The sequence below is a fragment of the Geotalea uraniireducens genome, from assembly GCF_027943965.1.
Lineage (GTDB): Bacteria > Desulfobacterota > Desulfuromonadia > Geobacterales > Geobacteraceae > Geobacter > Geobacter uraniireducens.
Genome location: NZ_AP027151.1, coordinates 538,830 through 563,843, shown reverse-complemented (window position 1 = coordinate 563,843; position 25,014 = coordinate 538,830). Strand labels below are relative to the sequence as shown.

The 25,014-nt window shown below is 56.0% G+C and carries 32 protein-coding genes; 19 read left to right on the top strand and 13 right to left on the bottom strand.

Annotated features, from left to right (window positions below):
* Window positions 1-79: 79 nt before the first annotated feature.
* A complete protein-coding gene (locus QMN23_RS02695) occupies window positions 80-268 on the top strand; it encodes a hypothetical protein (RefSeq protein WP_282001608.1) in 189 nt (62 codons plus the stop codon).
* 160 nt (window positions 269-428) lie between these two features.
* Here the strand turns inward: QMN23_RS02695 and QMN23_RS02690 are convergent, their stop codons facing one another.
* Both QMN23_RS02690 and rpoH read right to left on the bottom strand, forming a co-directional pair.
* The gene (locus QMN23_RS02690; RefSeq protein WP_282001607.1) at window positions 429-587 is read right to left on the bottom strand and encodes a hypothetical protein; all 159 of its coding nucleotides are present in this window, start codon (window positions 585-587) and stop codon (window positions 429-431) included.
* Window positions 588-787: 200 nt separating this feature from the next.
* Window positions 788-1,621 (bottom strand): RNA polymerase sigma factor RpoH, encoded by an 834-nt coding sequence (gene rpoH, locus QMN23_RS02685; protein WP_282001605.1) that lies wholly within the window; start codon window positions 1,619-1,621, stop codon window positions 788-790.
* 222 nt (window positions 1,622-1,843) lie between these two features.
* Here rpoH and QMN23_RS02680 point away from each other — a divergent pair, with 222 nt between their 5' ends.
* The 10 genes from QMN23_RS02680 (at window position 1,844) to QMN23_RS02635 (ending at window position 7,767) form a co-directional block, all read left to right on the top strand.
* The gene (locus QMN23_RS02680; protein WP_199385349.1) at window positions 1,844-2,293 is read left to right on the top strand and encodes an Hsp20/alpha crystallin family protein; all 450 of its coding nucleotides are present in this window, start codon (window positions 1,844-1,846) and stop codon (window positions 2,291-2,293) included.
* Between the two features lie 37 nt (window positions 2,294-2,330).
* A complete protein-coding gene (locus QMN23_RS02675) occupies window positions 2,331-2,729 on the top strand; it encodes an Hsp20/alpha crystallin family protein (protein ID WP_282001604.1) in 399 nt (132 codons plus the stop codon).
* A 25-nt stretch (window positions 2,730-2,754) separates the two neighbouring features.
* Window positions 2,755-3,237 (top strand): Hsp20/alpha crystallin family protein, encoded by a 483-nt coding sequence (locus QMN23_RS02670; protein ID WP_282001602.1) that lies wholly within the window; start codon window positions 2,755-2,757, stop codon window positions 3,235-3,237.
* A gap of 321 nt (window positions 3,238-3,558) precedes the next feature.
* Window positions 3,559-3,720: a hypothetical protein gene (locus QMN23_RS02665; RefSeq protein WP_199385346.1), complete on the top strand. Its 162-nt coding sequence runs from the start codon at window positions 3,559-3,561 to the stop codon at window positions 3,718-3,720.
* Window positions 3,721-3,744: 24 nt separating this feature from the next.
* Window positions 3,745-4,686, top strand: a complete 942-nt coding sequence (locus QMN23_RS02660) for a DnaJ C-terminal domain-containing protein (protein WP_282001600.1) — start codon at window positions 3,745-3,747, stop codon at window positions 4,684-4,686.
* Between the two features lie 11 nt (window positions 4,687-4,697).
* Window positions 4,698-5,000 carry a chaperone modulator CbpM gene (locus tag QMN23_RS02655; RefSeq protein ID WP_199385344.1) on the top strand — a complete coding sequence of 101 codons (303 nt, stop codon included), beginning with the start codon at window positions 4,698-4,700 and terminating at the stop codon, window positions 4,998-5,000.
* Window positions 5,001-5,019: 19 nt separating this feature from the next.
* Window positions 5,020-5,517 (top strand): phosphate-starvation-inducible PsiE family protein, encoded by a 498-nt coding sequence (locus QMN23_RS02650; protein ID WP_282001598.1) that lies wholly within the window; start codon window positions 5,020-5,022, stop codon window positions 5,515-5,517.
* A 30-nt stretch (window positions 5,518-5,547) separates the two neighbouring features.
* Window positions 5,548-6,678: a S1C family serine protease gene (locus QMN23_RS02645; RefSeq protein ID WP_282001597.1), complete on the top strand. Its 1,131-nt coding sequence runs from the start codon at window positions 5,548-5,550 to the stop codon at window positions 6,676-6,678.
* Window positions 6,679-6,704: 26 nt separating this feature from the next.
* Complete coding sequence (locus tag QMN23_RS02640) at window positions 6,705-7,313, top strand: hypothetical protein (protein WP_282001596.1); 609 nt, start codon at window positions 6,705-6,707, stop codon at window positions 7,311-7,313.
* Window position 7,314: 1 nt separating this feature from the next.
* The gene (locus QMN23_RS02635; protein WP_282001595.1) at window positions 7,315-7,767 is read left to right on the top strand and encodes a thioredoxin family protein; all 453 of its coding nucleotides are present in this window, start codon (window positions 7,315-7,317) and stop codon (window positions 7,765-7,767) included.
* 194 nt (window positions 7,768-7,961) lie between these two features.
* Here the strand turns inward: QMN23_RS02635 and QMN23_RS02630 are convergent, their stop codons facing one another.
* From QMN23_RS02630 to QMN23_RS02595, 8 genes are all read right to left on the bottom strand, one after another.
* Window positions 7,962-8,633, bottom strand: coding sequence for an FKBP-type peptidyl-prolyl cis-trans isomerase (locus tag QMN23_RS02630; RefSeq protein WP_282001594.1), 672 nt, complete (start codon window positions 8,631-8,633; stop codon window positions 7,962-7,964).
* A gap of 30 nt (window positions 8,634-8,663) precedes the next feature.
* Complete coding sequence (locus QMN23_RS02625) at window positions 8,664-10,061, bottom strand: DegQ family serine endoprotease (RefSeq protein WP_282001593.1); 1,398 nt, start codon at window positions 10,059-10,061, stop codon at window positions 8,664-8,666.
* Between the two features lie 136 nt (window positions 10,062-10,197).
* Window positions 10,198-11,823, bottom strand: coding sequence for a chaperonin GroEL (gene groL / locus QMN23_RS02620; protein WP_282001592.1), 1,626 nt, complete (start codon window positions 11,821-11,823; stop codon window positions 10,198-10,200).
* A 91-nt stretch (window positions 11,824-11,914) separates the two neighbouring features.
* Window positions 11,915-12,202 (bottom strand): co-chaperone GroES, encoded by a 288-nt coding sequence (gene groES, locus QMN23_RS02615; RefSeq protein WP_282001591.1) that lies wholly within the window; start codon window positions 12,200-12,202, stop codon window positions 11,915-11,917.
* Window positions 12,203-12,580: 378 nt separating this feature from the next.
* Window positions 12,581-14,761, bottom strand: a complete 2,181-nt coding sequence (gene recD2, locus QMN23_RS02610; RefSeq protein WP_282001590.1) for an SF1B family DNA helicase RecD2 — start codon at window positions 14,759-14,761, stop codon at window positions 12,581-12,583.
* A complete protein-coding gene (locus tag QMN23_RS02605) occupies window positions 14,758-15,426 on the bottom strand; it encodes an SOS response-associated peptidase (protein ID WP_282001589.1) in 669 nt (222 codons plus the stop codon). The genes recD2 and QMN23_RS02605 overlap by 4 nt, the downstream gene beginning before the upstream one ends.
* 6 nt (window positions 15,427-15,432) lie before the next feature.
* Window positions 15,433-16,308, bottom strand: coding sequence for a nucleotidyl transferase AbiEii/AbiGii toxin family protein (locus QMN23_RS02600; RefSeq protein ID WP_282001588.1), 876 nt, complete (start codon window positions 16,306-16,308; stop codon window positions 15,433-15,435).
* Complete coding sequence (locus tag QMN23_RS02595; RefSeq protein ID WP_282001587.1) at window positions 16,271-17,326, bottom strand: type IV toxin-antitoxin system AbiEi family antitoxin; 1,056 nt, start codon at window positions 17,324-17,326, stop codon at window positions 16,271-16,273. Before QMN23_RS02595 ends, QMN23_RS02600 begins: the two co-directional genes overlap by 38 nt.
* A 363-nt stretch (window positions 17,327-17,689) precedes the next feature.
* Between QMN23_RS02595 and QMN23_RS02590 the strand changes: the two genes are divergently transcribed.
* From QMN23_RS02590 to QMN23_RS02585, 3 genes are all read left to right on the top strand, one after another.
* Window positions 17,690-18,202 carry an Hsp20/alpha crystallin family protein gene (locus QMN23_RS02590; RefSeq protein WP_282001586.1) on the top strand — a complete coding sequence of 171 codons (513 nt, stop codon included), beginning with the start codon at window positions 17,690-17,692 and terminating at the stop codon, window positions 18,200-18,202.
* 140 nt (window positions 18,203-18,342) lie between these two features.
* Entirely contained in the window at window positions 18,343-18,546 is a 204-nt protein-coding gene (locus QMN23_RS19605; protein ID WP_348835255.1) for an ATP-binding protein, read from the top strand.
* Window positions 18,547-18,637: 91 nt separating this feature from the next.
* Window positions 18,638-18,988 (top strand): hypothetical protein, encoded by a 351-nt coding sequence (locus QMN23_RS02585; protein WP_282001585.1) that lies wholly within the window; start codon window positions 18,638-18,640, stop codon window positions 18,986-18,988.
* 59 nt (window positions 18,989-19,047) lie between these two features.
* Here the strand turns inward: QMN23_RS02585 and QMN23_RS02580 are convergent, their stop codons facing one another.
* The 3 genes from QMN23_RS02580 to lexA are packed head-to-tail and all read right to left on the bottom strand — an operon-like array spanning window position 19,048 to window position 20,060.
* Window positions 19,048-19,209 (bottom strand): hypothetical protein, encoded by a 162-nt coding sequence (locus QMN23_RS02580; RefSeq protein WP_432613093.1) that lies wholly within the window; start codon window positions 19,207-19,209, stop codon window positions 19,048-19,050.
* Complete coding sequence (locus QMN23_RS02575; protein ID WP_282001584.1) at window positions 19,209-19,454, bottom strand: hypothetical protein; 246 nt, start codon at window positions 19,452-19,454, stop codon at window positions 19,209-19,211. Before QMN23_RS02575 ends, QMN23_RS02580 begins: the two co-directional genes overlap by 1 nt.
* 3 nt (window positions 19,455-19,457) lie before the next feature.
* Entirely contained in the window at window positions 19,458-20,060 is a 603-nt protein-coding gene (lexA, locus tag QMN23_RS02570; RefSeq protein ID WP_282001583.1) for a transcriptional repressor LexA, read from the bottom strand.
* Window positions 20,061-20,173: 113 nt separating this feature from the next.
* Between lexA and QMN23_RS02565 the strand changes: the two genes are divergently transcribed.
* The 5 genes from QMN23_RS02565 to QMN23_RS02545 are packed head-to-tail and all read left to right on the top strand — an operon-like array spanning window position 20,174 to window position 25,003.
* Window positions 20,174-20,680 carry a lytic transglycosylase domain-containing protein gene (locus QMN23_RS02565; RefSeq protein ID WP_282001582.1) on the top strand — a complete coding sequence of 169 codons (507 nt, stop codon included), beginning with the start codon at window positions 20,174-20,176 and terminating at the stop codon, window positions 20,678-20,680.
* Window positions 20,667-21,389 carry a hypothetical protein gene (locus tag QMN23_RS02560; RefSeq protein WP_282001581.1) on the top strand — a complete coding sequence of 241 codons (723 nt, stop codon included), beginning with the start codon at window positions 20,667-20,669 and terminating at the stop codon, window positions 21,387-21,389. Before QMN23_RS02565 ends, QMN23_RS02560 begins: the two co-directional genes overlap by 14 nt.
* Window positions 21,358-22,731, top strand: a complete 1,374-nt coding sequence (locus QMN23_RS02555) for a type IV secretory system conjugative DNA transfer family protein (protein ID WP_282001580.1) — start codon at window positions 21,358-21,360, stop codon at window positions 22,729-22,731. Before QMN23_RS02560 ends, QMN23_RS02555 begins: the two co-directional genes overlap by 32 nt.
* On the top strand, window positions 22,728-24,179 hold the full coding sequence (locus tag QMN23_RS02550; RefSeq protein WP_282001579.1) for an HD domain-containing protein: 1,452 nt from the start codon (window positions 22,728-22,730) through the stop codon (window positions 24,177-24,179). The genes QMN23_RS02555 and QMN23_RS02550 overlap by 4 nt, the downstream gene beginning before the upstream one ends.
* Window positions 24,167-25,003 carry a conjugal transfer protein TraF gene (locus tag QMN23_RS02545; RefSeq protein WP_282001578.1) on the top strand — a complete coding sequence of 279 codons (837 nt, stop codon included), beginning with the start codon at window positions 24,167-24,169 and terminating at the stop codon, window positions 25,001-25,003. Before QMN23_RS02550 ends, QMN23_RS02545 begins: the two co-directional genes overlap by 13 nt.
* The last annotated feature ends 11 nt before the right edge of the window (window positions 25,004-25,014 follow it).

Below are 25,014 nucleotides of genomic sequence, written 5' to 3'. Positions count from 1 at the left end.
GAATCCTGCCGGAAGCGGCAGAATAACCCGGAAAAGAATTGGTTGTCGTGTAGCGAGGAATTCTAAGGGAGGTGGCTCTATGGTCAAGTTCTACGATCCGAAGGACGCGGCCGACCTGGCCAGGATTGAGGCGATGCTGCAAAGGGCTGGGATCGAGTATTCACTGGCTCGTGAACCGGAAAAGGGAATCGGCCCGCTACAAGTGCAAGTGGCTGAGGAGGATCTCCCCTTCGCGGAGCAACTCCTTTGGGAGAGCGAGAAAGCCTGATCTTCCTGGGGACTGCTCCCTTGGCTCGCTGATGAGAAAATGCCGGATATCCGACTTTATGTTTTTATAATTAATAATAGTGGAAGTGATCAGCCTCATCTTAAGCAAAGTGAGCTTGAAAGACCAAGCCCACCTTCTCAGGTCCAGAAACATCAAGTTCCTACTTTCTGGTCTGGATATCCACCGGTTCACAGACGCTCGACGGATCGTGCGCCTCGGCGCCGCACTGCGCACAGAAAACCGTTGGTTCGGTGGACAGAGCGTTTGCTCTTCCACTGTCATCGATGGCGCAGAGTTTGTCGTAAATTCTCCCTTTCATGACGGATACCTCCTTTTTGCCAGCGATTCTGCTTTTGCATCTGTTAAAATAAATTTTCGTCATGCGTTCGGTATCATTGATCGCGCATGGATGATCATGATTTCTTCTCCTCATGACGTAATCCCCTAATAATATTATAAACAAACCTCACAATATTACTCAAGTTGAACATTGCCCCCTGGCTGATGCGCAGGTAGCAATTAAGTTTTCAAAATATTTCTTAGTTTTGTCAATGCACGCTCTTCTATCTGGCGTACTCGCTCACGAGAGATAGAAAAGTGGTCCGCAATATCTTGAAGTGTTGCGGGATCATCACTGGTGATCCTGTGTTCAACAATGTAGCGCTCCTTCTCGTTCAATCCCTGCATGGCATGAGCAACCGCTATTTTCAGTGCATGCTCTTCTTGATACTCGCCAAGCATTTCTTCCTGATTCATCCGATCATCGGCAATGGTTTCGAGAATGGTCAAGCCGTCGCTATCATATATCTCTCTATCGAGAGAAACTTCCCCTTTAAGGCGCTGCTCCATCTCAACGACTTCATGGCCTGGAACATGGAGCACGCTTGACACTTCCAGGGCGTCGCTGTCATTGCCAGTTAGTTTGAGCAGTGCTTCCTTTGTCTTGCGTAACCCGTAAAACAATTTTCTTTGGGCTTGCGTCGTGCCGACTTTGACGAGACTCCAGGTAGAGACGATAAAATTCTGAATGTAGGCCCGTATCCACCATACGGCATAGGAAATCAATCGAACCCCTTTATAGGGATTGAATTTGCGAACCGCCATCATGAGGCCAATATTGCCCTCCTGGATCAGATCGAGCATTTTCAGACCGTAATGACGGTATTCGGAGGCAACTTTAACCACATAGCGCAGATTTGAGGTTACGAGGGCATGCGCTGCCTCCAGGTCCTTTTCCTCAAAGAACTTGACGGCGTAATTTCTTTCCTCGTCTTCAGTGAGTAATTTGAATTTGCGGATTTCGGAAAGGTAGAGGGTAAGACTGTCGGTAACGATTGGCAGATTGGTAACCACGATGCACCTCCTGAAAGACTGTATCATGATTAGCACTCTATGGCGCTGAGTGCTAAAATAGTAGCAAAGCGTCATATCGATTTCAAGAAGAAATATTGAAATATGCTCCATGATATCAGCATGTTGAGGTAGCTCGAAAAATTACCCCCCCCCTCTTGACACGCAGGAAGTGCGTACTTATTTTTTGACCAGAAAATCACATATCGAAAGGAGGTAATCCACATGGCAAGCTGGGATGTATTCAAGGAACTGGACAACCTGAGAAGGGAAATCGATGAAGCGTTCCGTGGCGCAGGTTTTGGTCGGCCGTTTGGACCGACATTCCTTTCGCCGGTAACAACCCGTCGTTTTCCGCTGGTCAATTTCAGCGAAGACGAGGGGCATGTCTACATCGAGGCACTGGTTCCCGGCGTCGATCCGAAGGATGTCGATCTGACCGTACTGCGGAACACAGTCACCATCAGCGGGGAACGCAAACCGTTCGTCGAGAAGGAAGGGCAGATTGTGCACCGCTCCGAACTCGGCTCCGGCAAATTCTCCCGTACACTGGAACTGCCGGTCGACATCGATTCCAACAAGATCACGGCCAGTTGCAGGGATGGCATCATGCAGGTCACCCTGGCCAAGGCCGAACATGCCAAACCGAAAAAAATCGACATTAAACTGTCGTGATAACGAACGACATGATACGGAAAGGAGGTAATCAATCATGGCAGTCAACAGTCTTACGGAAAGAAATGACGAACGGAATGTGCAGACCCGTGAAGAGACGCGGTCCAACGAACGCTATATCCGCCCGGCAGTCAACATCATTGAGGATGAAGAAGGTATGGTCCTGACCGCCGACATCCCGGGCGCCTCCAAGGAATCGCTCGATGTCAACGTCGAAAAAGGTATTCTCACCATCAGCGCACCGGCACAGCACGAGGTGCCCGGAACTTCGTCCTATCGGGAATTTGAACTGGCAAACTACTACCGCCAGTTCTCGATCCCCGAGAGCCTCGATCATGAAAAGGCCCATGCCGACTACGTGAACGGCATCCTGACCCTGCGGATACCGAAGTCTGAAGTCGCCAAACCGAAACGGATCGCAATCCAGGTCGGCTGAAGAGTCTGATTGGGAGGTGATCACCATGTCAAACCTGTTGCCCGAGAAATGGGGCGAGGCGCTGGAGCGGGTTCATGACAAAGTCGGCCATTTCCTGAACAAACTAAGTCCGCGGAAGAAAGAGGAACATACCCCGGAGCGGATCACAGCCGATGCCCTGCCAGCCTTCATGCAGTTTGGTAGTCCGTCGCTCGACATGAATGAAACCACTGATGAACTGATTATCAGGGCAGAAATGCCAGGGCTGAAGAAAGAAGATTTCTCAGTCGAACTTGTCGGCAGGCGGTTGACGATAAAAGGTGAAAAGAATGTTGTACGCGAGCGGAAAGGAGGTGATGGGTGCCTAATTTCAGAATGCCGGTACGGCAGCTTCGCCAGAACTGTCCAGTTGCCGTACGAAATCGATGAAAAGACGATTGCGGCGGACCTCAAACACGGGGTCCTGACCATCCGGCTCCCCAAGCCGGAGAAAGGACGGCATGCCCGCTATCGCGTGCCGATCTCCTGAACCAGCTTGAATGATTGAGGGCCGCTTGATGCGGCCCTCGCCGGTTCTATCGGAAAAGCCCCTTATTCTTTCTTGCAGACACGGAGGAAGGATGGATGAAGCGTAAATGCATCAACCCCGTTACGATAGTTCAAGAACATATGAAGGAGTTGCACAGCCAATACAGAACCACCGACGACCCGCAGCAAAAGGATGTCTTGGTGAGGAGGCTCGGGAACCTTCAGAACGTACTACAGTTTCTTGCCGGGACACAGAATGGCCCGAACAATGCTGGGAATTACGCACAACGTAACCCGCTACCACAAGAGAAAGGAGCATGGCATGCATTACTTCATCAAAGACAACAAATTGCATCGTTATCCGGTTCCAAAGCGCTGTGGCGTCCAGTTTCAGAAAGAAATCCTGCGGGACACGATTCCGCACAATGTTGAACAGTGCATCTACTGCATGCGCAGATGGCCTGAAGACGACAACAAAGAATGATGGGTTCAGGCGAGAGAGAAGATAATGGCAACGTTTCAGGATTATTACGCCATCCTCGGCGTAAGCAAAACGGCAACCAAGGAAGAGATCCAGCGAGCCTACCGCAAGCTGGCACGAAAGTACCATCCCGATATCAACAAGGAAAGCACCGCCGAGGAGAAATTCAAGCAGATCAACGAAGCCTACGAGGTGTTGGGAGATCCGGAAAAACGGGCCAGGTACGATCAGGTCGGCAGCAACTGGGATGGGCGGTTCGCCAATCAGGGGTATCAGGGTGACAACAATGTGCGGTTCCATTTCTCAAATGCCGACCCGGGCCAGTTCAGTGACTTCTTTCAGAACCTGTTCGGCGGCGGATGGAGTTTTGGCGAAGAGGCCGAATTCCGGGGCGGAGGTACCAGGAGACGGCGGGGGCGGGATCATGAGGCCACTATCGACATCACGCTGTCCGACGCCTATCATGGCGCCAGAAAAAACATCGAACTGGAACGGGTAGAAGCGGACAGCAGCGGCAGACCGACCAGGACCAGACGCAGTTATGATGTCACCATCCCGCCGGGTGTTACGGACGGTTCCCTGATCCGGCTTGCTGGGCAAGGTGGCAGCGGCAGCGGCGGCGCGGAAGCGGGTGACCTGTTCCTGAGGGTCCAAATCCAACCCGACAAACGCTTCACCCTGAACGGCCATGACCTGGCCACGACGGTCGATATTACTCCCTGGGAGGCGGCTCTGGGGGCCAAGGTGCTGGTGCCAACGGTCGACGGCAGGATCAATCTCACCGTGCCGGCTGGTACCCAGAGCGGTCAGACCTTGCGGGTACGAGGCAAGGGGATGCCTGTTACCACTGGACGCTATGGAGATCTGCTGGTGAAAGTCCGCATCGTGGTGCCGAAGCATCTCTCGGCCAGGGAGCGGCATCTCTTCGAGGAATTGGCCAAGGAATCGCGATTTGATCCGCGTACGTGACCGAGGACGCCATGACAGCACGACAGTATGAAATCATTATCAGCAGAAAACATGAAATGGTCTCGGTGCCGGGCATCACCATTCATGAATTGTGTAGACTGTGCGAATGCCACCTGTCGGTAGCAAAGCGGCTCTTCTCCATCGGCCTCATCGAGCCGCTGTCGGGAGGGGCAACTCCTCTGTTTGACCGGAGTGCCGTTATCAGGGCAAGGAAGGCCTTGCGCCTGAAACGGGACCTTGGTCTCAACTTCGATGCCGTGGCCCTGGTGATGGAACTGCTGGACCGTATCGACGACCTGGAGCGGCGACTATAAGGATCCGAGGGGCTTTGCCATGACTGAACGAAACTGGCAGCAAACATGGCTGCACAAGGCAACCGAAAAAGCACGTAAAGCGAAACCATACCATCTCTTCGAGAACCTGATCGCCAATATTCTGGTGCTGCTCATATCATTCATCGTGGCTATCGCCCTTTTCAAGCTAGGCGAGGATGTTATCAATTTGCTGGTGAACAGGGCCTTCGACCCCCTGAAGCACGAGACTTTCCAGACGGTGTTCGGCGGGATCATGACCCTGCTCATCGCCATGGAGTTCAAGCACTCCATATTGGTAGTTGCCAAACGGCAGCAGAACATCATCCAGGTAAAGACGGTCATCCTGGTTTCGTTGCTTGCCCTGGCCCGCAAATTCATTATCCTTGATATCCAGGCCATAGAAGCGGCCAAGATTGCAGCGCTGGCATTGGCACTTATCTCTCTTGGCGCCGTGTACTGGCTTATGCGGGAACGGGATGCCTGGAACATGGAGCATGGCCGGCAAGAAGAAGGATAACAGTAACTGTTTGTATGATCGGAGTACCACATGCCTCAGTACTCGCCAAGTGACCCGTTCCTGCGCCGCCTGCGCTGGCTGACCATCGCAGTCATCACGGTGCTGTTCGCCTGGCATGCCCTGTCGTGGGCTGATCGGGCGTTCCAGAAAGAATCGGCAACACCGCGAGCGGTAACTGCCCGGGGCGATCTGGCCGCTGATGAAAAATCGACGATCGAATTGTTCGAACGGTCCCGCGATTCGGTTGTGTATATTTCCACATCGGAACGGGTCATGGACTTCTGGAGCCGCAATATCTTCACCATCCCCCGTGGCACCGGGTCCGGGTTCATTTGGGATGACAAGGGACATGTGGTCACCAATTACCATGTCATCGAAGGGGCTTCGGAAGCACGGGTCAGATTGTCGGACGGCAAGGAGTACAAGGCCAGTCTGGTTGGTGCCAGCCCAATGCACGATCTTGCTGTCCTGAACATCGGCACCGGCTTCAAAGGGCATTCGCTGCCGGTGGGCACCTCACACAACCTGAAAGTTGGCCAGAAGGTCTTTGCCATCGGCAATCCCTTTGGCCTCGACTGGACCCTGACCACCGGGATCGTCTCTGCTCTGGACCGGTCATTGAAGGGGGAATCCGGCAGCGTCATCGAGCATCTGATCCAGACCGATGCCGCCATCAACCCGGGCAATTCCGGCGGGCCGTTGCTTGATTCCGCCGGTCGGCTCATCGGCATCAATACCGCCATCTACAGCCCGTCCGGCGCATCCGCCGGGGTCGGCTTTGCAGTGCCGGTCGATACCGTCAACCGGGTGGTTCCGCAACTGATTGGTCAAGGGAAATATGTCCGCCCGTCCTTGGGAATTGAAATTGACCAGGATCTTAACGAAGCGATTACCGAGCAGCTTGGCGTCAAGGGTGTGGCTATACTCAAGGTGCGTTCAAATTCTCCGGCAGCACGTGCAGGGTTCAGAGGCATAACCATTAACCGCGACCGAACATTTTCTCCGGGAGACATCATTACAGCCGTACAAGGAAAACAGGTCGAAACGATTCCCAAATTGCTGGCTCGACTGGATGACTTCAAGGTAGGCGATACGGTGACCATCACCATTCTCCGTGACGGCAAACAGCAGCACCGCAGCGTTCAGTTGCAGGCAGAGTAAGCAAAATCAAGCCAGGGAGAAGCGGAATGCCCCAAACCATTGACGATCTCATCCGACGGATCAAGGAACTCCAGGAGGAACTCGAAGTCGAGTTCAAGAAGAAACGGGACGAATTCGAGTTCATCATTGAAAAGAAACGGGTTCGGTTCGCCGAGGAGGTGGCACGGCAGCAACGTCGTCTGAAAATCGGCTGGTTCCGCTATCTGATCAAAGCAAGACCGCTCAATGTCCTTACCGCTCCGGTCATCTACGCCGGGTTCATCCCCTTTATGATCCTGGATCTGTTTCTCTGGCTCTATCAGTCGATCTGCTTTCCGGTGTATGGTATTCCAAAGGCAAAGCGCTCTGAATATCTGATCTTCGACCGTGAGGATCTTCCCTATCTGAATATCATCGAGAAGTTCAACTGCTTCTACTGCTCCTATGGTAACGGCCTTATGGCCTACGGCCGGGAGATAGCCGCCCGGACGGAGCAGTACTGGTGCCCGATCAAACACGCCCGTCGGATCAAGGCGGCACACGAGCGTTATCCGCGATTCTTCGAGTACGGCGACGCTGAGAGTTGGCAGAAAGGGCTGGAACGGCTTCGTCGGCAGTATCCAAGAGAACAACAACCTGCAACCGAGGTGAAGTGATATGGCTACGTCAAGCTACATCGTTTCCTGCCCGTCTTGCGGTACTGGTAACCGTATCCCGGTTGATAAAGAGGGTTTGCGTGGGCGCTGCGGCAACTGCAAGTCAGCATTGCCGCCGCTGTACTGTCATCCCCAGCAGATGAGCGACCGGACCTTTGACTCCTTCATCAACTCCTATCCTGGTCCGGTGCTGGCTGAGTTCTGGGCTCCCACCTGACCCCACTGCCACACCTTCGCACCGGTGGTGCGGACAGTTGCTGAAAAACTAGCCGGGCAGGCGGCAGTACTACAGATCAGTACCCAAGACAATCCAAATCTGGCAGCTCGATTCGGTATCAGGGGAATTCCGGCGATAGTGCTGCTGAAGCAGGGGCGCGTTGTCGGTCAACTTGCGGGAGCGCAACCGCTCGATGCGGTTCTGACTTGGCTCAAACATAGGCTGAGCCGAGATTGAAAGGAAAGATTGTGGTTGAGTAAACTTTGACATCCTCCCCGCTTGGAAGGCGAGGCTTCTCGCGTAAGGAGGTTTTGTGAAAATAAGCGAGACGCCTCTATCCGTGCCATCAGATAGAGGCGTCAACAGTTAAATTTTCGGTATTGAAAGGTGAAATCGACCGAATTCGGCCTTAAGGCCCGCCATACCCGCTCCTATTTCTTCTTGATTTCAAGGAGTTCTACCTCGAAGTTAAGCGTTGATCCTGGAAGAATGAGTTCCCCGGCACCAGCATCGCCGTAGGCGAGCGTGGACGGGCAGACAAACCGGGCCTTTCCACCCTCTTTCATTTTCTGCAGCCCTTCGGTCCAGCATTTTATGACCCCGTCCAGACGGAACTCGGCAGGAGTGCCGCGCTTGTACGAACTGTCGAATTCCTTTCCATCAACGAGGGTCCCGCGATAGTTGACCTTTACCGTATCGGTTGCGGTCGGACTGGCGCCACTTCCATCCTTCAAGGACTGGTACACCATTCCGGAATCGGTCTTTACAGCCCCTTTTTCGCCGGCCGCCTTCTCCAGGAACTCCTTACCCGCAGCAGCAGCCTTCTCTCCCTGGACCTTGCGGCGCGCACGGGCCAGTTCTTGCACCTTCCCGGTATAGTCGGCCAAATCTACCGCCGGTTTCTTTCCTTCGACCGCATCCGTAATCCCTTGTTTGACATGCTCCAACTCGGCGGGGGACAGGTTGAATACCGACAGAGACCGGGCAACCGTCAGCCCGATGGCATAAAGAGTCTTCTCATCCTCATTTTTGGGCCCCTCGACGGCAAATGAAGGGATAGCGATGAGCAGGGAGAGTATGGCGACAATGATGATTCTGAGCATTCTATCCTCCGGTTGCGTAAAGTTGTCAATTCAATCGAGTTTGGTGGCGACAAAGAGAGAGCTGTCACCCCGCTTCAGAAGGAAGCGAATAACCTGCCCTTTCTTATGGGCGGCTATGGCCTTTTCATATTCCTTCAGGTTGGCCACCTTTTGCCCGTCGATCTCCTTGATGATATCTCCCTGGGCGATGCCCGCCTCCTGAGCCAGCCCGTCCGATTTCACCTCGGTCACAACCACACCCGATGTTTCCTTTAGCTGAAACCTGGAGGCAAGGTCTTTGTTCAATTCCCTGACGGTGAGCCCCAGCTTATCCTGGGCAGCTTCACCCTGCTCATCGCCACCGCCATCCTTCAAACGATCAATGACAGCGGTAACATTCTCTTCCTTGCCGTCACGCACTATCTTGACCGTGACCTTCTTACCCACATCGGTTGCAGCCACTAACCGTGGGAGTTCGCTCATCTCATGAATGACTTTCCCATCGAACTCCAGAATGATGTCACCAGGCTTAAACCCCGCCGTCTCGGCCGGGCTCCCCGGCAGGACTTCGCTCACCAGGGCTCCCTTTTCGCTGCTCAGGCCGAAAGATTTCGCCAGATCGGGGGTAACCGGCTGGATGGAGACCCCCAACCAGCCGCGTGTCACCTTCCCCTTCTCCCTCAGTTGAGGGATGATGGACTTGGCCATGTTGACGGGGATGGCGAAACCGATTCCCTGGCCGCCGGCAATGATCGCCGTGTTGATACCGATCACCTCCCCTTTGGCATTGAAAAGCGGCCCCCCCGAGTTGCCGGGGTTGATGGAAGCGTCGGTCTGGATGAAGTCATCGTACGGGCCGCTGCCGATCACCCGGCCCTTGGCGCTGACAATGCCGGCAGTTACCGTTTCGGCAAGTCCGAATGGGTTGCCGATAGCCATTACCCATTCCCCCACCTGGATAACGTCACTGTCACCCAGTTTCGCCGTCGGCAACTCCTCCTTGGCGTCGCTTTTGAGCAGTGCCAGATCCAGCTTTTCGTCAAGCCCCTTGATTTCGGCCTTGAATTCGCGGCCATCGGCCAGTTTTATCTTGATCTCGTCGGCGCCGGCCACCACATGATTGTTGGTAAGGATGTAACCTCCGTCGATGATGAATCCGGACCCGAGACTCCGTTGCTTGTAAGGGCGAGGCTGCATGTTGTCGAAGAAACGGTCAAAGAAATCCTGGAAGGGGTCATTGCCAAAGGGGCTACTGAAAGGGCGTCGGAATTGTGTTTGTGGCTTTACCGTTTTGGCTGTACTGATATTGACAACGGATGGTTTCAGTTTCTTGGCCAACTCCACAAAGTCGGGGGCAAGTTCCTTTGCCCAAGCCGTCCCGAAACAGCTTGAGACGAGTAGCGTTACCCCCATCACCGTAGAAAACAAGCGTACTGCCGTTCGTTTCATGGTTAACCTCCGATATGGCTTCCGTCCAAATTGCGCTGGAACCGGCTTGATGTTCCACTGCGTTGTCGATTGCCGTTACGTAAATAGGGGGACGGCTCGTTCGCCGTCCCCCTATTTACGTCAGGGCATCCTGAATCTACATCATATCATCCATTCCGCCGGGCATGGCCGGCATCGGCTTTTCCTCTTTCGGTTTTTCAGCGATCATCGCTTCGGTAGTCAGCATGAGACCGGCGACAGACGCGGCGTTCTGGAGGGCGCAACGGGAGACCTTGGTCGGATCGATAATCCCGGCCTTGAGCATGTCGACATACTCATCATCTGCGGCGTTGTAACCAAAGGCGTCCTTGCCGTTCCTTACCTTGTCAACCACGATGGAGCCATCAACCCCGGCATTCTGAGCGATCTGGCGGATGGGTGCCTCGAGGGCCTCTTTGATAATATTTACCCCGAACTGCTGTTCAGAGGGAAGGTTGAGGGAACCCAGGGATGCAAGAGCCCGAATGTAGGCGACGCCGCCGCCGGGGACGATCCCCTCGTCGACTGCTGCGCGGGTGGCATGGAGGGCATCCTCAACCCGGGCCTTCTTCTCTTTCATCTCGGTCTCGGTCGCGGCACCTACCTTGATCACGGCCACACCGCCGACGAGCTTGGCAAGACGCTCCTGGAGTTTCTCCCGGTCGTAGTCGCTTTTGGTCTCCTCGATCTGTGCCCGGATCTGCTTGACCCGTCCCTGAATATCCGCTTCGGAACCGGCGCCATCGATGATGGTTGTGTTGTCCTTGTCGACGGTAATCTTCTTCGCCTGACCGAGCATCTCCAGCGTAGCATGCTCCAGTTTGACGCCCAGTTCCTCGGAGATCACGTTGCCACCGGTTAGAACGGCGATGTCTTCCAGCATGGCCTTGCGGCGATCACCGAAACCGGGGGCCTTGACAGCACAGACATTGAGAACGCCGCGCAGCTTGTTGACAACGAGGGTGGCCAGCGCTTCGCCTTCGATATCCTCGGCGATGATGAGGAGCGGTCGGCCGCTCTTGGCGGTCTTTTCGAGGAGCGGCAGGAGATCCTTCATGACGGTGATCTTCTTGTCATGGATGAGAATCTGGGCGTTTTCCAGGCTCGCTTCCATCCGCTCCGGATCGGTGACGAAGTAGGGGGAAAGGTAGCCGCGGTCAAACTGCATCCCTTCCACGGTCTCCAGGGTAGTCTCCATCGCCTTGGCCTCCTCGACGGTGATCACCCCTTCCTTGCCGACCTTCTCCATCGCCTCGGCGATGATGTTACCGATGGTCTTGTCGTTGTTGGCCGAAATGGTCCCCACCTGGGCGATTTCCTTCTGGTCCTTGATCGGCTTGGAGATGTTCTTCAACTCGCCGACGATGGTCTCCACCGCCTGGTCGATGCCGCGCTTGATTTCCATCGGGTTGTGGCCGGCAGCGACCAGCTTGGAGCCCTGCCGGTAGATCGCCTGTGCGAGGACCGTCGCGGTGGTGGTGCCGTCACCGGCAACGTCGGAGGTCTTGGAGGCGACCTCTTTTACCAACTGGGCGCCCATGTTCTCGAACTTGTCCTTCAGTTCGATCTCCTTTGCAACGGTAACGCCGTCCTTGGTGATGAGGGGAGAACCGAACGACTTCTCGATCACGACATTGCGCCCTTTCGGACCCAAGGTCACCTTCACCGCGTCGGCAAGGGTGTTCACCCCCCTGAGAATGGACTTTCTTCCTTCCTGATCGAACTTGATGAGCTTTGCTGCCATGATTCCATATCCTCCATTTGTTCTTGATGATTATGGGGACGATCCCGGTGCGGGCAACGACAGGAATCGCCATTAATGTGAAGGTCTACCGTTACTCCATGACACCCAGGATGTCGTCCTCACGCATGATGAGATATTCCTGGCCATCGATCTTTATCTCAGTGCCGGCATACTTACCGAACAGAACCTTGTTTCCCACCTTAACATCAATAGGAGTAACCTTACCGTCCTCGGCCTTCTTGCCTTTTCCGACAGCGATGACTTCCCCCTTCTGGGGCTTCTCCTTGGCTGTCTCCGGAATGAAGATGCCGCCAGCGGTCTTGTTCTCTTCTTCCAGTCTCTTGACGATGATGCGGTCGTGCAGCGGTCTCAGATTCATGCTTTTGGTCTCCTTTCCTCGTATGATGTTGCGAGGTTAGTGAAATTAAATCAGCACTCATTACAGATGAGTGCTAAACGCAAAAAAATAATAACGAGGAGAAGAAAAATCAAGGGGGGGCAATACAAGATTAACGCATTTGTCACACTATCTGCACCTGCTGCACTACGAGACATCGCATACTTGAGGCAACTAATGGGTAACTGGCGGTGACTGGCGGGGCAAGGCAGAATGGATCTATGTTTACGGCATAGGGGGGATTTCAGGGCTATTGCGAAGGCTTCCTTGCATGAGTACATTGCTTAGACTGTCCTTGGTACGGAATCGCCTCGTCGTCATCATGTTCTCAAATGGCGTTAATTCCTCTCGGGCAAACTGTTATTCTACAAGCCGAACTGCCAACTTCGTCATTCTTATCGTGGACTTCCGATTTTTCACCGCCATTGCCAAGGCTTTTGGCTGACCAATGATTATCACAAGTTTCTTCCCTCGCGTCACGGCTGTGTAGATCAGGTTCCGCTCCAAAAGGGTATAGTGCTGCATAGCCAAGGGGATCACGACCGCGGGGTACTCGGAGCCTTGGCTCTTGTGAATGCTCGTAGCATAGGCGAGAGATACCTCATCCAACTCGCCAAACTCATACTCGACAGTTCTGCCGTCGTAATCCACCTGCAGAGTTCCTTCTTCCTCGTCGATCGTCATGATCTGTCCAATATCGCCGTTGAAGACCTCCTTGTCGTAGTTGTTGACTATCTGGATCACTTTGTCGCCTGGGGCGAAGGTCGTCCCGAAGCGAGTGATTTTCGGCTCACCCTTCTCGTTCAGCTTCATCTGCAATTCCGCATTCAGAGCCCGGGCGCCGATGCCTCCGCGGTTCATTGGGGTGAGAACCTGTATGTCTTTGACCGGATGCATACCGAATCTTTTGGGAATGCGCTCCGTGACCACTTGCAGCAACTTCTCGTGGATTTCTTCCGGAGTGTTTGCTGGGATGAAATAGAAATCAGACAGCTCAGCACCATCTGCCTTCATGGGCATCTCGCCTTTATTGATGCGGTGGGCATTGACAATGATCCGGGAGGTCGCTGCCTGCCGGAAAATTTCCGTCAGCCGAACGGTTGGGACCTTGCCGGAATCGATGATGTCGGAAAGCACCGCGCCAGGTCCAACAGAGGGGAGTTGGTCCACATCGCCAACTATCATCAGGGCTGCCGTGTCGGGGACTGCCACCAACAATCGGTTCATCAAGGCTATGTCAACCATTGAGGATTCGTCCACTACCAGCAGGTCGGTTTCGAGGGGATTGTCCCGCCCTCGCTTGAAACCAAATGATTTTGGATCGAACTCGAGCAACCTGTGAATGGTCTTGGCCTCAAGACCGGTGGACTCGGAAAGTCGTTTTGCGGCACGCCCAGTTGGGGCACAGAGGGTGACCTTTATCTGTTTCGCCCGGACGATCTGAAGGATGCTGTTTACCAGGGTGGTCTTGCCGACACCAGGGCCACCGGTAATGACTACTGCCTTGCTGGACAAGGCGAGTCTCACAGCCTCTCCCTGAGAAGATGACAGCGTCAGGCCGGTTTTCCCCTCCACCCAGGGAATGGCTTTGTTCGCGTCGATTGCACCCCAAGGAGGCTGTCCCTCTAAAATTCGCCTCATGCTTGCCGCCACACCAACCTCGGCCCGGTGCAGCGTAGCCAGAAACAGGCACTCACGTCCCTCGATCTCCTCTTTGACCAGATTCTCCGAGACGATCTCTTCACTGATGGCCTCTTCCAGAATTGCGTCTGGGATTTGTAGCAATTTACTCGACTCCGCAATCAGAGTCTCCACCGGCGCGGCGCAGTGGCCGTCGTTGGAGATTTCCTGCAAGACATGGCGGACTCCAGCTTGAGCACGAATCAGAGAGTCCGGGGCAATTCCAAGACGGCCGGCAATGACGTCCGCAGTCTTGAAACCGATGCCGTGGATGTCCAAGGCCAGACGGTAGGGATTCTCGGTAACCTTGATAATAGCTTCGTCGCCGTAAGTCTTGAAAATGCGGACAGCTCGGGCCGTACCTACTCCGTGAGACTGGAGAAACACCATGATCTCCCGGACGACCTTCTGTTCGGTCCAGGCGGAGGTTATCTTCTCCACGCGTTTCTTGCCGATGCCGGGGAGTGAAAGCATCTTTTCCGGATCGTTCTCGATGACTGTGAAGACATTTTCCCCAAAGGCTTTTACCAGCACCTTGGCAAAATGTGGGCCGATGCCCTTGACCATTCCGGAACCGAGATACTTCTCAATCCCCTCGACGGTGCCGGGAGGAACAACCTTAAGCTGTCTGGCCTTGAATTGCAGGCCGTGGGTCCTGTCGTTGTGCCAGGCGCCAATACACTCGATGAACTCACCGGGGGTGATGGATGCCGCGGAGCCAACTACGGTAACCAGGTCTCTGTGTCCCTTGACCTTGGCGCGCAGGACGCAGAACCCCGATTCCTCACTGTGGAAGGTCACCCGTTCCACAGAGCCGGCAAGCCGTTCAATGGGAGTATCGGTCGAGGTTACTGTCTTCATGACACAGCCTGCTCAATGCAGGCAGGCGTTTCGTTGCGGGGGGAATTGACGAGCGACGAAACCGGCCAGGCCCTCAGAAGGTCGGAAGGGTACGGATGGTAGAGGTGCGTTAGCTTTTCGGGTTCGGTGATGTCGCGATCGAGCCAGAGATCGAATTCTGCTGGATGCAGGATGACCGGCATCCTGTCATGGATGGGGGCTATCAAGCTGTTGGCATTGGTGGTGAGAATCGTGAAGGATTCCAGCCGTGATCCGTCCGGTGCTTTCCATGAATCCCAGATCCCAGCAAAAGCCATCGGCGAGCCGTCTGCCATGCTTACGTAGAAAGGTATCTTCTTGTCGGTGTGCGTCCAATCATAGAATCCGCTAGCCGGTATAATGCACCGGCGGGTACGGATCGCCTGCCTGAAGGCCGGCTTTTCGTGGACCGACTCGCATCGGGCGTTGATTAACTTGTTGCCGATATGGGGGTCTTTCGCCCACGCAGGAATCAATCCCCATTTCATCGTCACCAACTGCCGCACACCTTCGGCATTCTGACGAATTACGACTACCTCCTGCGTGGGAGCGATGTTATAGCGTGCTTCGATCCGGGGCAACTCTGGAAGGCCGAAGATTTCAGCCAGAACCTCCGGCGGCAGTATGATTGTAAATCTTCCGCACACGGCCGCTCACTCCCTTGGCTTTTCCTCTTGAATTCCCTGCAGGAGCTTTTTCAGAAGTTGCAGAGCGGCTTCGAACTTGGTTCCTTGGAAAGAGGCACCCTTGACCATATTGGAGAGCATCCTGAAACCATGCTCTTCGTCAGTTTCGCGGATCAGAATCTCCTCTACCGTCTTTAGCGTCTCCGGGCTGCCCAACTGCGCAATGTCCCGCCCGAGCAGCCGAACGGAAGCGAGTCGGGAATCGAATTCTTCCTCGGTGAGAAGGGGTACATGGGACTCGTACAGCTTCGCCTCGACACCGGTCGCGTCGTAGTTTTCCAGGATGAAAAGAAGATCGTGGGCATCGCGCTCGCGTCTCGGGTATGCGTCGGCCCAGGAGATGATCTTTAGAAGTGCCAGAGCCGGCACCGAAGGCACAAGGATTTCCAGGGGCGGGTCGCTGCTGAGGTTCACCTTCAATGCCGATTGATATGCTTCTTCAAACCCGAGCATGCTCATGATCATGTCATGGTCAGGTGGCCAGCTGATCCGTTTAGTTTCGCCGCTTATCCCTCCATAGGGTACGATATCGACCACTGCGGCGAATGAACTAGCTATGAAGCGGTGTGGTGATTTCGTCGCCGTGAGAAGTCCACGGTCGATCAGGGAGCCGGTCAGACGTTGGAATTCCTCCCAGCTTGCGACCTCGACACCGATATCGATGTCTTCCGTCACTCGGGGAGCGGGAATCCGGTGGATGTGCTCGAAGATCACGTCGCGGGCGAAAGCCCCCACCACGAAGAAATGTATGTCAAGTTCCTCGGCGACTTCCTTGATGCTCCCGAGAACCGATACTCTCCCGGGGTCAATCCTGCCCGAAATATCGATCGAGATGTTGTTCATAGATCATCCTTGCAGTTTCCATGGTTCGTTGTTCGCCTATCGCGGCCAGATCGGCGTAGATGAGGATCGGATGCACGGTTTCGCCTTCACCGAAGCCGTTTCCCGGCGGCCAGAACCGTTCGAGAATCTCCACGTTGCCCTGCGGGTCCTTTTTCAGCCTGTTGGCGATCACCAGATCGGCCAGACGGTTCTTGTCCGCATACAGAGTGACCGTTCCCGGCTTCAAGTATCCGGTCAGCTTCGCCGCGGCAACCTCTCCCCCCCACTGGGCGAGGGCGGGGTCCATCTGGATATCCTTCCACCAGTCGCCGTCACCCCGGAAGCGCCCCAGCAACAGCTTCGGCTTGAGGTAATCGGGATACGCCGCGATCCAGCGCTCGAAGAGCGTCTTCCTGCCCAGGAGCTTCTTCCCCTTTTTCCCCATGTCGAGGATGAAGCCTTTCTGGACCAGTTCGGTCAAGGTGCCGTTCACCGTCCCCAAGGCGACATCCGTCATCTCGGCGAGATCGCGATACGGCCTGTCGACCAGTTCCGGTCGGCACAAAAGGAGATAGGCGATCTTCAGTCCGACCCCTTTGAAGAGACGGGCGGCGGGAACGGGGGGTTCTTCCTTTTCCGGTCTGTTGCCTTTCACGAAGATCAACAGTGGCGGCTGATTGACGAAGGCGTTTCCGACCGTGTCGATGAACTGAATGCCGCCGTCGTGCAGTCTTGCCGCGGCCTCGGGGGGGACGTACCCTGTCGCGAGCAGGAACGGGTGCCGCGTCTTATCCTTGTTGATCAGAGCCTGGAGTTCCGCCGCTTTGGTGAGCCGGTTCTTGACCTCGACGCACCAAGCGAATTCCTTTCCGAAAACCCTTGCCCGAACAATGTAGTCGTATCTCTGGTCACGAAGGCCGCGGACCGGCTCCGCCTCGTATTCCAGGGGAGCGAGCGCCTTCAACGCTTCCATCGCCTGCCGGAGGATGTCGGCTTCATTCCCGGCGGTTCGGTTGTGTTCAATATTTTCTTTGTTCATTTGTTTTGAACATATCAAATCGTTGAACACAAGTCAACATGATTGAGAAATCAACGTGCAGTAACGTTCCTGATCCCATCCGGCTGCCAAGCCGGAGAGATTTCCGAGGGTGGTGAAGGCCGCGTAGGTGTCCAATGTTTTTTTACTCATTCCTATCCCTGCAAGCGAATGCGTTGGCTTTCCGGGTCCAAAGCCATCATACTGTAACTATTTCAATATCTTTGGCCCTTGACTTTGAAAAAGCCGTCACTAAATTTATATATAGGTAGCCACCCGGAAAGTGTAACGCCAAGTAAGTGGATGACCTCATAATGGCCACACAATTTGAGGTCAGCACAAAACTGTAGCAAAGGAGGTAAAGCGATGGCCGACAAGGAGTCGAAAGACGTCTCGAAAAAAGAGTCGAAGGAACTGATCCCCCAGGAATCCAGGAGATTCATGACGCCCTTCGAAGAGATGGAGCGCTGGTTTGACGAAGCTTTCAGAAGACCTTTTTTCTCCCCGTGGATGTCTCGTTTCAGATTTCCGGAGTTTGGGGAACTGAGAGAGTTCTCGCCTACCGTTGACATCTTTGAAGAAGGAAACGACGTGGTTGTGAAAGCCGAACTGCCGGGAATGGGCAAGGATGACATCGACGTCAACGTCACCGATGATGTGATCACAATTTCAGGCGAGAAGAAATCGGAAGAAAAGGTTGAGAAGAAGAACTATTTCCGGCTTGAACGCACCTGCGGATCATTTTCCCGGAGTCTGACCCTGCCCGCTGAAACACAGACCGACAAGGCTAAGGCTTCCTTTAAAGACGGGGTACTGGAAGTCAGGATACCGAAAACGGAAGCGGCGGTGCAGAAGGTTAAAAAGATCAAAATTGACTGATTTTGTATCGATGGAGGGCGATGTATGTGAAATCCGGGTCTTTTGGAATTGCGGGAGGTGAAATCCGGAAGTACATTCTGGTTTCCCGCGCGGGTGGCTGCTTCATTTCTTACGGCTAATGCACTGTCCTATGATATTTCGTGTCAGGAGGAGACTGGAGGTTTAGAAGCAGCCGAGCTCTTTACCCCTTCCAACGCCTCGCAGTAACTGAGGAATACGGGGGTTATGGCATTGGCCTTGCCACCGTGGAACGCACTACCACCCACCACGGCGGCAAGGTATGGGCTGAAGGGGAGTTGGGGAAACGGGCCACGGTGTTTTTTACGCTGGGTGACTCTGAGTAGGGTCGGGTAACTCCATAGTCAAGCATGACCAGTCCATGCCGTCCCCGTCCCTGCCTGTGGTTACCCAGCGCTCTACATTGGGAGAGCCAATATGGTCGGCAATGATGACTTGAAATACGAATTGGAACGAAACAATTTTGTGAGGGCTGCCCAGATTGCGGCATCTCGCGGCCTTGCGGAAAATGAATTAAGAGAAATTCAGTTTGAAGCCCTTTGGCAGATGGCGCAAAACCGGAACGCCGTGGGAACGAGAAAACTGGCTCAAGAGTGGGGGGTGTCGAAACAGGAACTGAAGGAGTACCTTCAAAATAGGGCCGTTGAGCACAGGAAAACCGGTGACATCAAACTCTTGACGTCATGCTATGATGCAGGCACAGGAAAATATTTTTCGTTTGAAGAATGGCTGGAATTTTACGCTGAAAAATGGAAAGACTACCAATGAGCCCCCCCTTTGGCGAAACCTCGTGCCATATCTTACCCTCCTGTTTAACCATTTCTTTCTCAAGCGCCGTACTTGCGGGCCTCGTAGCTGGCGGTCAGAATTACCGTGCGCTGCTTCGAACCCGTGACGACAACGGGTTTGCCCTGCAGTTCCGGATTGGCGGCCTGCTCGACAGAGGCGAAAAAGCTGTTCATGTCAAGATGCATGATCACGCGGCTCATCACTTCACCTCGATGCCGTTCAGCAGCCAGCTCTGGTCGCTCGTGTTGTAGACCAACTCGTAGAGCGCTTCTCCGTCCGTCACTGAAAAGTGCAGAAGAAGAGCATCTCCCACCTTTTCCCTCCAGAAGTACGTCGTCCGGAGGATCGAGTGCTTCCGGTTGTGCCAGTCGAACCAGACCGGCTTGATCTGGCGTCCCGGCGTGAAGATGGTGGCGATCCGTATTTGTTCCCTGATCCGTTCCAATTCCTACTCCAACTGCCTGTATATGCCGATGACCTTGCCGACGATCGAGACATCCTTGTCGGGGCCCACCATGATCGGCTCCATGTTGGGATTGGCCGGCTGGAGACGAATGCGGTCGCGCTCCCGGTAGAACCACTTGAGCGTGGCCTCTCCCTCGACCATGACGACCACCGTGTCCTTGTTTTCCGCGACGGGCTGCGGACGGACCAGGGCGAGATCACCGTCGAAAATCCCCGCCCCGATCATCGAGTCCCCCTTCACCCTCAGAAGAAAGCACCCTTCGCCCTTTACCTGCCCCTGATCGACGGCAAAGTACCCTTGGATGTCCTCGATGGCGGGGTGGAGCTGGCCGGCGCGGACGGTGCCGACGATCGGCAGCGGGACACTCTTGGCGCCCTGCGTGGCCAGCACTATTCCCCGCGCCGTTCCGGACCTCCTGATGAAGCCCTTCTTCTCCAGGGCGTCGAGGTGGCGGTTCACGCCGAACGTGCTGCTCACGCTTAGGTGACCGGCAATGTCCCGCAGAGTCGGCGAGTAGCCGTTCGTCTGGATGAACCGGGCGATGAAGTCCAGTACCTTCTGCTGCCGTGCCGTGAGGTCGGTCACCGTATTCTCCTTCGCATAGTGTCCAATTGAGCACTATATATCAGGGTCACCTTGTCTTATCAAGACAACGAGAGCTGTCCCCCCGCTAGATATAGGGTTAGGAGAAAACGAACATGATCCGACTGTCGGCATTCATCCTGGTGATGCTCTGCCTTGCGGTAAACACTGCAAGCGCTCATGCCTTCTGCTTCCAGGAGGCGGGAGAGCTTTACGGCATCTCGCCGCAGCTTCTCTGGAGCATCGCCAAGGTGGAGAGCAACTTCGATCCGGGGGCCGTGAACTGGAACCGCAACGGCACCTACGACTTCGGGCTCATGCAGATCAACTCCTCCTGGGCCGGACGGCTCGGAAAGACCTGGAGTGGTCTCGGAGATCCCTGCACGAACGTGAAGGTGGGGGCCTGGATTCTCGCCCAGTGTGTCTCCGACTACGGGTACACCTGGCAGGCGGTCGGCTGTTACAACTCCCGCACTCCGTCGAAGCGCGACCGCTACGCGGCAAGGGTGTTCCGGATTCTGTCGGAACACGCCGGGACCCAGCCGATCAGACAGGTGGCCTCGGCCGAGGTCGTGGCGCAAGAGACGCCCTGGCTGGCGGTGTTCGGCCGTGCTGACCGCTGACCTTCTGCAGAAGTACGGGCTGCCGGAAGACCAGGTGCTCGATGCCGTGGAGCTTGCCGTGACCAGAACCCTGTCCGCTGCCCTCGACACAACCGTCTCGGTCAGAGCGGAGAACGGACTGGAGATCGTCGCCTATCCGCGTATCGGAAGACCGGTCGAGGTTCCGCTGCATGCCATAACAAAGAAACTCCGGCGCCACATCCTCCACAACGTCGAACTGGAACTGCAAAGGAGGCAGGCCCTGCGCGAGGCGGAGGTCCTTCAGGAACTGCGGGGCCAGGTCATATACGGCACTGTCGGGAGGATCGAGGACGGTGGGACGTTGCGCGTGGTGCTGGAGATCGACGAAGCCTTCCGCCGCCTGATCCTGAGCGGGGAATGCCCGCTACTTTACCAGCCCGGGCATGAACGTGGGCTTTACCGGGTCGGCGACACGCGGGCTTTTCACGTTACGCGGGTCCACGCCGTCCAGGCCGGCAGGCACTCTGCGCGCGTCCGCATCCAACTGAGCCGAACGTCACCGCAACTGCCGGAACTGCTCCTGAAGAAAGTCACGGGAGTGGACGGCATTGTTTGCCAGAGGCGGGTCGCCGGAGGGTTCAGCAGGCTCGCAACGCCGGTCCGTCTCCCCAAGAGCGCCATCAACACCGTCGGAAAGGAACTGGGAGAACACCTGCATGTTTTCGTGGCTGAAAAAAGCGAGAGGTGACGAGCCGTCCACCGACATCGGCACCGGCGTCCGGATGGAGCAGCCGACACGGATCGTCCCCATCTCGATCCCGGACTCCTTCCGGAGGCGGCACATGTTCGTGTTCGGAACCACCGGCGTGGGGAAGACCCGGCTCTGCGAGAACCTGATCGAGCAGGACATCCGCAAGGGGAACAGCGTGGTCTACTTCGACCCCAAGGGGGACCAGCAGATATTCACCAAGATATTCGAGGTGGCCCGGGAGTCCGGCCGGCTGAAGGACCTGATGCTGGTGACGCCGATTTTCCCCGAGTATTCGGCGGTGGTCGATCCTATGGCCTTCTATTTCATGGTCGACGAGCTGGTAGGCCACATCATCTCCGGCATCCAGGGAGGGCGGGAGCCGTTCTACCGCAACATCGCCAAGGAGATCACCACCGCCGTCATCACCGGCAACATCATCCTCGCCAAAGAGGAAGGGCACAAGCTCGTCCTGAACATGGACACGATCCGCAACAGCATCCGCCGTAGCTCCCTGGAATACACCATGAACCATCTGCGGCGGCTGGAGATGTCGGAGGCGGACCTGATCGCTGGGATGTTCAGGGACATCCTCGACTCGCCCCAGGAGTACTACTCGAAGGTCTCTTCGTCGCTTCGCACCTGCCTCATGGAGCTTTCCTCCGGCAACATCGGCAAAATCATCGGCCAGGCCGACAGCAACCGCTTCATCGACCGGCTGGAGGAGGGAAAGCCGGTCATCCTGGTCGTCCATACCGGCTCCCTGATCACCCGCGAGGCAGCTGCCACCCTCGGCAAGGTACTCCTCTCCATGATCCAGTCGTTCGTCGGCAGGGTCTATCTCTCCAACAGGCAGAAGGTCTCCCCTCCGTTGTCGATCTACATCGACGAGGCGCAGAGCCTGATCTACCAGGGCGTGGAGGAGCTGTTCGCCAAGGCGGGAGCGGCCGATGTGATGGTGCATGCCTTCGCCCAGTCCGTGAACCAGATATACGCCGCCGTGGGGGAGGAGTACGGGAAGTCGATCCTCGACAACACCAACACCAAGATCTTCATGCGCTGCTCTGACGCCGAGACCTCCGAGTACGTGGTGCGGCATTTCGGGGTGAGAAACGTGCTCACCGGGATTTTCGGCTCGAACCAGGTCACAACCCGCGAAGTGGAACAGGACATCCTCAAGGTCCAGGACATTCTCGGCCTGCAGCCGCAGGAGTTCTACATGCTTACCTATTCGGGAAGATACAGGGGGACCACCCTCATGGTGAAAAACCCATCGGTGAAGATCAACTTTCCCGCCGCCCCGCTGAATGTGCCGTCGGCGCAGAGGGAGAGCTCGAAATGAAAACACTGGCCTTAATCGCCGGATTGATCGGGGTCGGCCTGATCCTCTTCTCGATCAGGCTGTTCATCGGCCTTCGACCCGAAAGTGCCCCCGAGGCGAAGGAACGCCACGAAGAGGGGGATGCCGAAATGGAGACCCTCACCCTCAAGGAGATCAGCCACCTCTGGACCGAAGAGGACGAAACCCCCTCGGACGAGAACAACGCGCTGGCGGGCGACGTCATCGAGTTCACGGAAGTGGCAAAGCTCTGGCGCAAGCCTCCTTCCGCCACGGACGAGGCGAATACACCGCCCCCTGCCTTCGCCATCGAGGAGATAGCCGGGTTCTACCGGACTATGGTCGAGAATCGGCGGCTCGTGAAAGGGGCACGCCGGACGGTGATCGTTGAGATCCTCAAACTGCTCGACGCGGAAGGGGCCTGTCCTTCTGTCGTCGGCAAGGGACACGCGGGCGGTGGGGGAAAGGTGACAGAAACGGATGCCCAGTATGGGGCCGAGGCGTATTCCCTGCTCGCCACGATACCCCTTTACAGGCACAGCTTGGCGGTAGCCCGTAAATTCGCCGCGACCGCCGGCAAGGGGGCGATGCTGGCCGACTGCCTGATCATCGCGCTCGGTCACGACATCGGCAAGATTCCGTCCTTTCACAAAAAGTACTACTCCACCGCGGATCACCCGGTCATTTCCAAGATTGTCCTCGGCGGCATACCAGAGTACGCCTCCCTTCCGAACAGGCAGGAACTGGACGCCGCCATCGGCAATCACCACGCGATCACCCCTCCGGACGAACTCACCGTGCAGTTGAAACGGTGCGACCACGATGCGCGGGCGGAAGAGTTGGCGTCGTTCGGAAATGTCGGGGTTCCCCTTCTGCTGGCCGAACAGGTGACGGCCGATGCGGACCGGCCGAAGACGGACCACCCGCTCGGCTCTCCGGTGGAGGGGAAATTCACGCCAACGACGCTGGAACTCCCTTCCTGGTTCGACGCGGACACTGTGCTGTCGCTTCTCGGAGAAATGGTGAATCGACTGGAGGAGACGCCCACGGGTAGCCGCTGGCATATCGTCTCCATGCCGAACGGCCTGGTCTTCGCCAACCAGGACGCGCTGTGGCGGGTGATTCACCGGATCGGAGGACACGACCCATTGGTAAAGCTCGCGGACGCGAACGAGGAGATGAAACGGAACCTGCTTCACACCGTCGTATGGGAACTGAGCAGGGTCAAGAACGCCATCGCCACCGACCTGATGGGCCGCGGCCACTACATGACGCAGACAACTGTCGTCACCAAAGGAGGCAAGGGGTATTCGGTCCTGCTGATACCGTTCCGGGCCGAGGCCTTCGGCGCTCTCCCGTCGACCCTGGAGAGCGAGAAGCCGCAGGCGCTGAGACAGATGGTCGCGGACATCAAGCTGAAGATCAGGGAGGGCGCCACATGCGTAACCTGATCGTCGCCGGCCTGCTCCTCGTCTTCGCCGGGACCGCCAGCGCCGATTACTACTCGGAGACGGGCAAGGGATGGTGGTGGTACGAGAAAGAACCACCCAAGGCCACAGCAGAGAAGGAGAAGAGCCGGGACGCCGGCACCAGTCCCGCAAGGCTCAGGGACTATACCTACGACCAGATCTGGGACATGCATCCCGACAACTTCGAAAAGCTCGCCGAGGGCCTGAAGAAGGAGGCTGTGCGGAACCCGTCGGAGGAGAACGTCAGGGACTACTACGAGGTCCAGGAGATCGCCAGGAAGAAGGCCCTCGCTTTCACGAACGTCTCCCAGTACGTCTGGCAGAAGTACCCGGAACTGTCCACCAAGAAGGACTATCCGATCACGACCCCCGGCAATCTGGGCCGCATATCCCGGATCAGGGAGGAAAAGAGCCGGAAGCTGCGCGAAAACCGGGATGACTTCGCGCTCATCTACTTCTTCCGCCAGGACTGCGGCTTCTGCGAGGAGCAGGCGCCGATCCTGGAGTGGTTCACCAACTCGACCGGGTGGGTGGTGAAGAGGGTGAACACCCAGGAGAACCCGGGGCTCGCCGCGCGATTCCACGTGGAGATCACCCCCACACTCGTCCTGATCCAGAAGGGGAACCAGGACTATTTTCCGGTGTCGTCCGGCGTGATCTCCGCCGACGAGATCGAGGACAGAACCTACCGGGCCGTGAGGCTCCTCAAGGGGGAGATCACTCCAGAGGAATTCTCCCTCTACGATTTCCAGCGGGGAGGCGGTTTCGACGTAAAAAAGCGTTCCCCCGCGCCAACGGAGAAATAGACGGAATCGCG

What these genes read in the sequence shown, in the direction of transcription:
- QMN23_RS02695 (WP_282001608.1), top strand. Translation starts at nt 80, where the DNA reads ATGGTCAAGTTCTACGATCCGAAGGACGCGGCCGACCTGGCCAGGATT.
- QMN23_RS02690 (WP_282001607.1), bottom strand. Translation starts at nt 587, where the DNA reads ATGAAAGGGAGAATTTACGACAAACTCTGCGCCATCGATGACAGTGGA.
- QMN23_RS02680 (WP_199385349.1), top strand. Translation starts at nt 1,844, where the DNA reads ATGGCAAGCTGGGATGTATTCAAGGAACTGGACAACCTGAGAAGGGAA.
- QMN23_RS02675 (WP_282001604.1), top strand. Translation starts at nt 2,331, where the DNA reads ATGGCAGTCAACAGTCTTACGGAAAGAAATGACGAACGGAATGTGCAG.
- QMN23_RS02670 (WP_282001602.1), top strand. Translation starts at nt 2,755, where the DNA reads ATGTCAAACCTGTTGCCCGAGAAATGGGGCGAGGCGCTGGAGCGGGTT.
- QMN23_RS02665 (WP_199385346.1), top strand. Translation starts at nt 3,559, where the DNA reads ATGCATTACTTCATCAAAGACAACAAATTGCATCGTTATCCGGTTCCA.
- QMN23_RS02660 (WP_282001600.1), top strand. Translation starts at nt 3,745, where the DNA reads ATGGCAACGTTTCAGGATTATTACGCCATCCTCGGCGTAAGCAAAACG.
- QMN23_RS02655 (WP_199385344.1), top strand. Translation starts at nt 4,698, where the DNA reads ATGACAGCACGACAGTATGAAATCATTATCAGCAGAAAACATGAAATG.
- QMN23_RS02650 (WP_282001598.1), top strand. Translation starts at nt 5,020, where the DNA reads ATGACTGAACGAAACTGGCAGCAAACATGGCTGCACAAGGCAACCGAA.
- QMN23_RS02645 (WP_282001597.1), top strand. Translation starts at nt 5,548, where the DNA reads ATGCCTCAGTACTCGCCAAGTGACCCGTTCCTGCGCCGCCTGCGCTGG.
- QMN23_RS02640 (WP_282001596.1), top strand. Translation starts at nt 6,705, where the DNA reads ATGCCCCAAACCATTGACGATCTCATCCGACGGATCAAGGAACTCCAG.
- QMN23_RS02630 (WP_282001594.1), bottom strand. Translation starts at nt 8,633, where the DNA reads ATGCTCAGAATCATCATTGTCGCCATACTCTCCCTGCTCATCGCTATC.
- QMN23_RS02625 (WP_282001593.1), bottom strand. Translation starts at nt 10,061, where the DNA reads ATGAAACGAACGGCAGTACGCTTGTTTTCTACGGTGATGGGGGTAACG.
- groL (WP_282001592.1), bottom strand. Translation starts at nt 11,823, where the DNA reads ATGGCAGCAAAGCTCATCAAGTTCGATCAGGAAGGAAGAAAGTCCATT.
- groES (WP_282001591.1), bottom strand. Translation starts at nt 12,202, where the DNA reads ATGAATCTGAGACCGCTGCACGACCGCATCATCGTCAAGAGACTGGAA.
- recD2 (WP_282001590.1), bottom strand. Translation starts at nt 14,761, where the DNA reads ATGAAGACAGTAACCTCGACCGATACTCCCATTGAACGGCTTGCCGGC.
- QMN23_RS02600 (WP_282001588.1), bottom strand. Translation starts at nt 16,308, where the DNA reads ATGAACAACATCTCGATCGATATTTCGGGCAGGATTGACCCCGGGAGA.
- QMN23_RS02595 (WP_282001587.1), bottom strand. Translation starts at nt 17,326, where the DNA reads ATGAACAAAGAAAATATTGAACACAACCGAACCGCCGGGAATGAAGCC.
- QMN23_RS02590 (WP_282001586.1), top strand. Translation starts at nt 17,690, where the DNA reads ATGGCCGACAAGGAGTCGAAAGACGTCTCGAAAAAAGAGTCGAAGGAA.
- QMN23_RS02585 (WP_282001585.1), top strand. Translation starts at nt 18,638, where the DNA reads ATGGTCGGCAATGATGACTTGAAATACGAATTGGAACGAAACAATTTT.
- QMN23_RS02580 (WP_432613093.1), bottom strand. Translation starts at nt 19,209, where the DNA reads ATGAGCCGCGTGATCATGCATCTTGACATGAACAGCTTTTTCGCCTCT.
- QMN23_RS02565 (WP_282001582.1), top strand. Translation starts at nt 20,174, where the DNA reads ATGATCCGACTGTCGGCATTCATCCTGGTGATGCTCTGCCTTGCGGTA.
- QMN23_RS02555 (WP_282001580.1), top strand. Translation starts at nt 21,358, where the DNA reads ATGTTTTCGTGGCTGAAAAAAGCGAGAGGTGACGAGCCGTCCACCGAC.
- QMN23_RS02550 (WP_282001579.1), top strand. Translation starts at nt 22,728, where the DNA reads ATGAAAACACTGGCCTTAATCGCCGGATTGATCGGGGTCGGCCTGATC.
- QMN23_RS02545 (WP_282001578.1), top strand. Translation starts at nt 24,167, where the DNA reads ATGCGTAACCTGATCGTCGCCGGCCTGCTCCTCGTCTTCGCCGGGACC.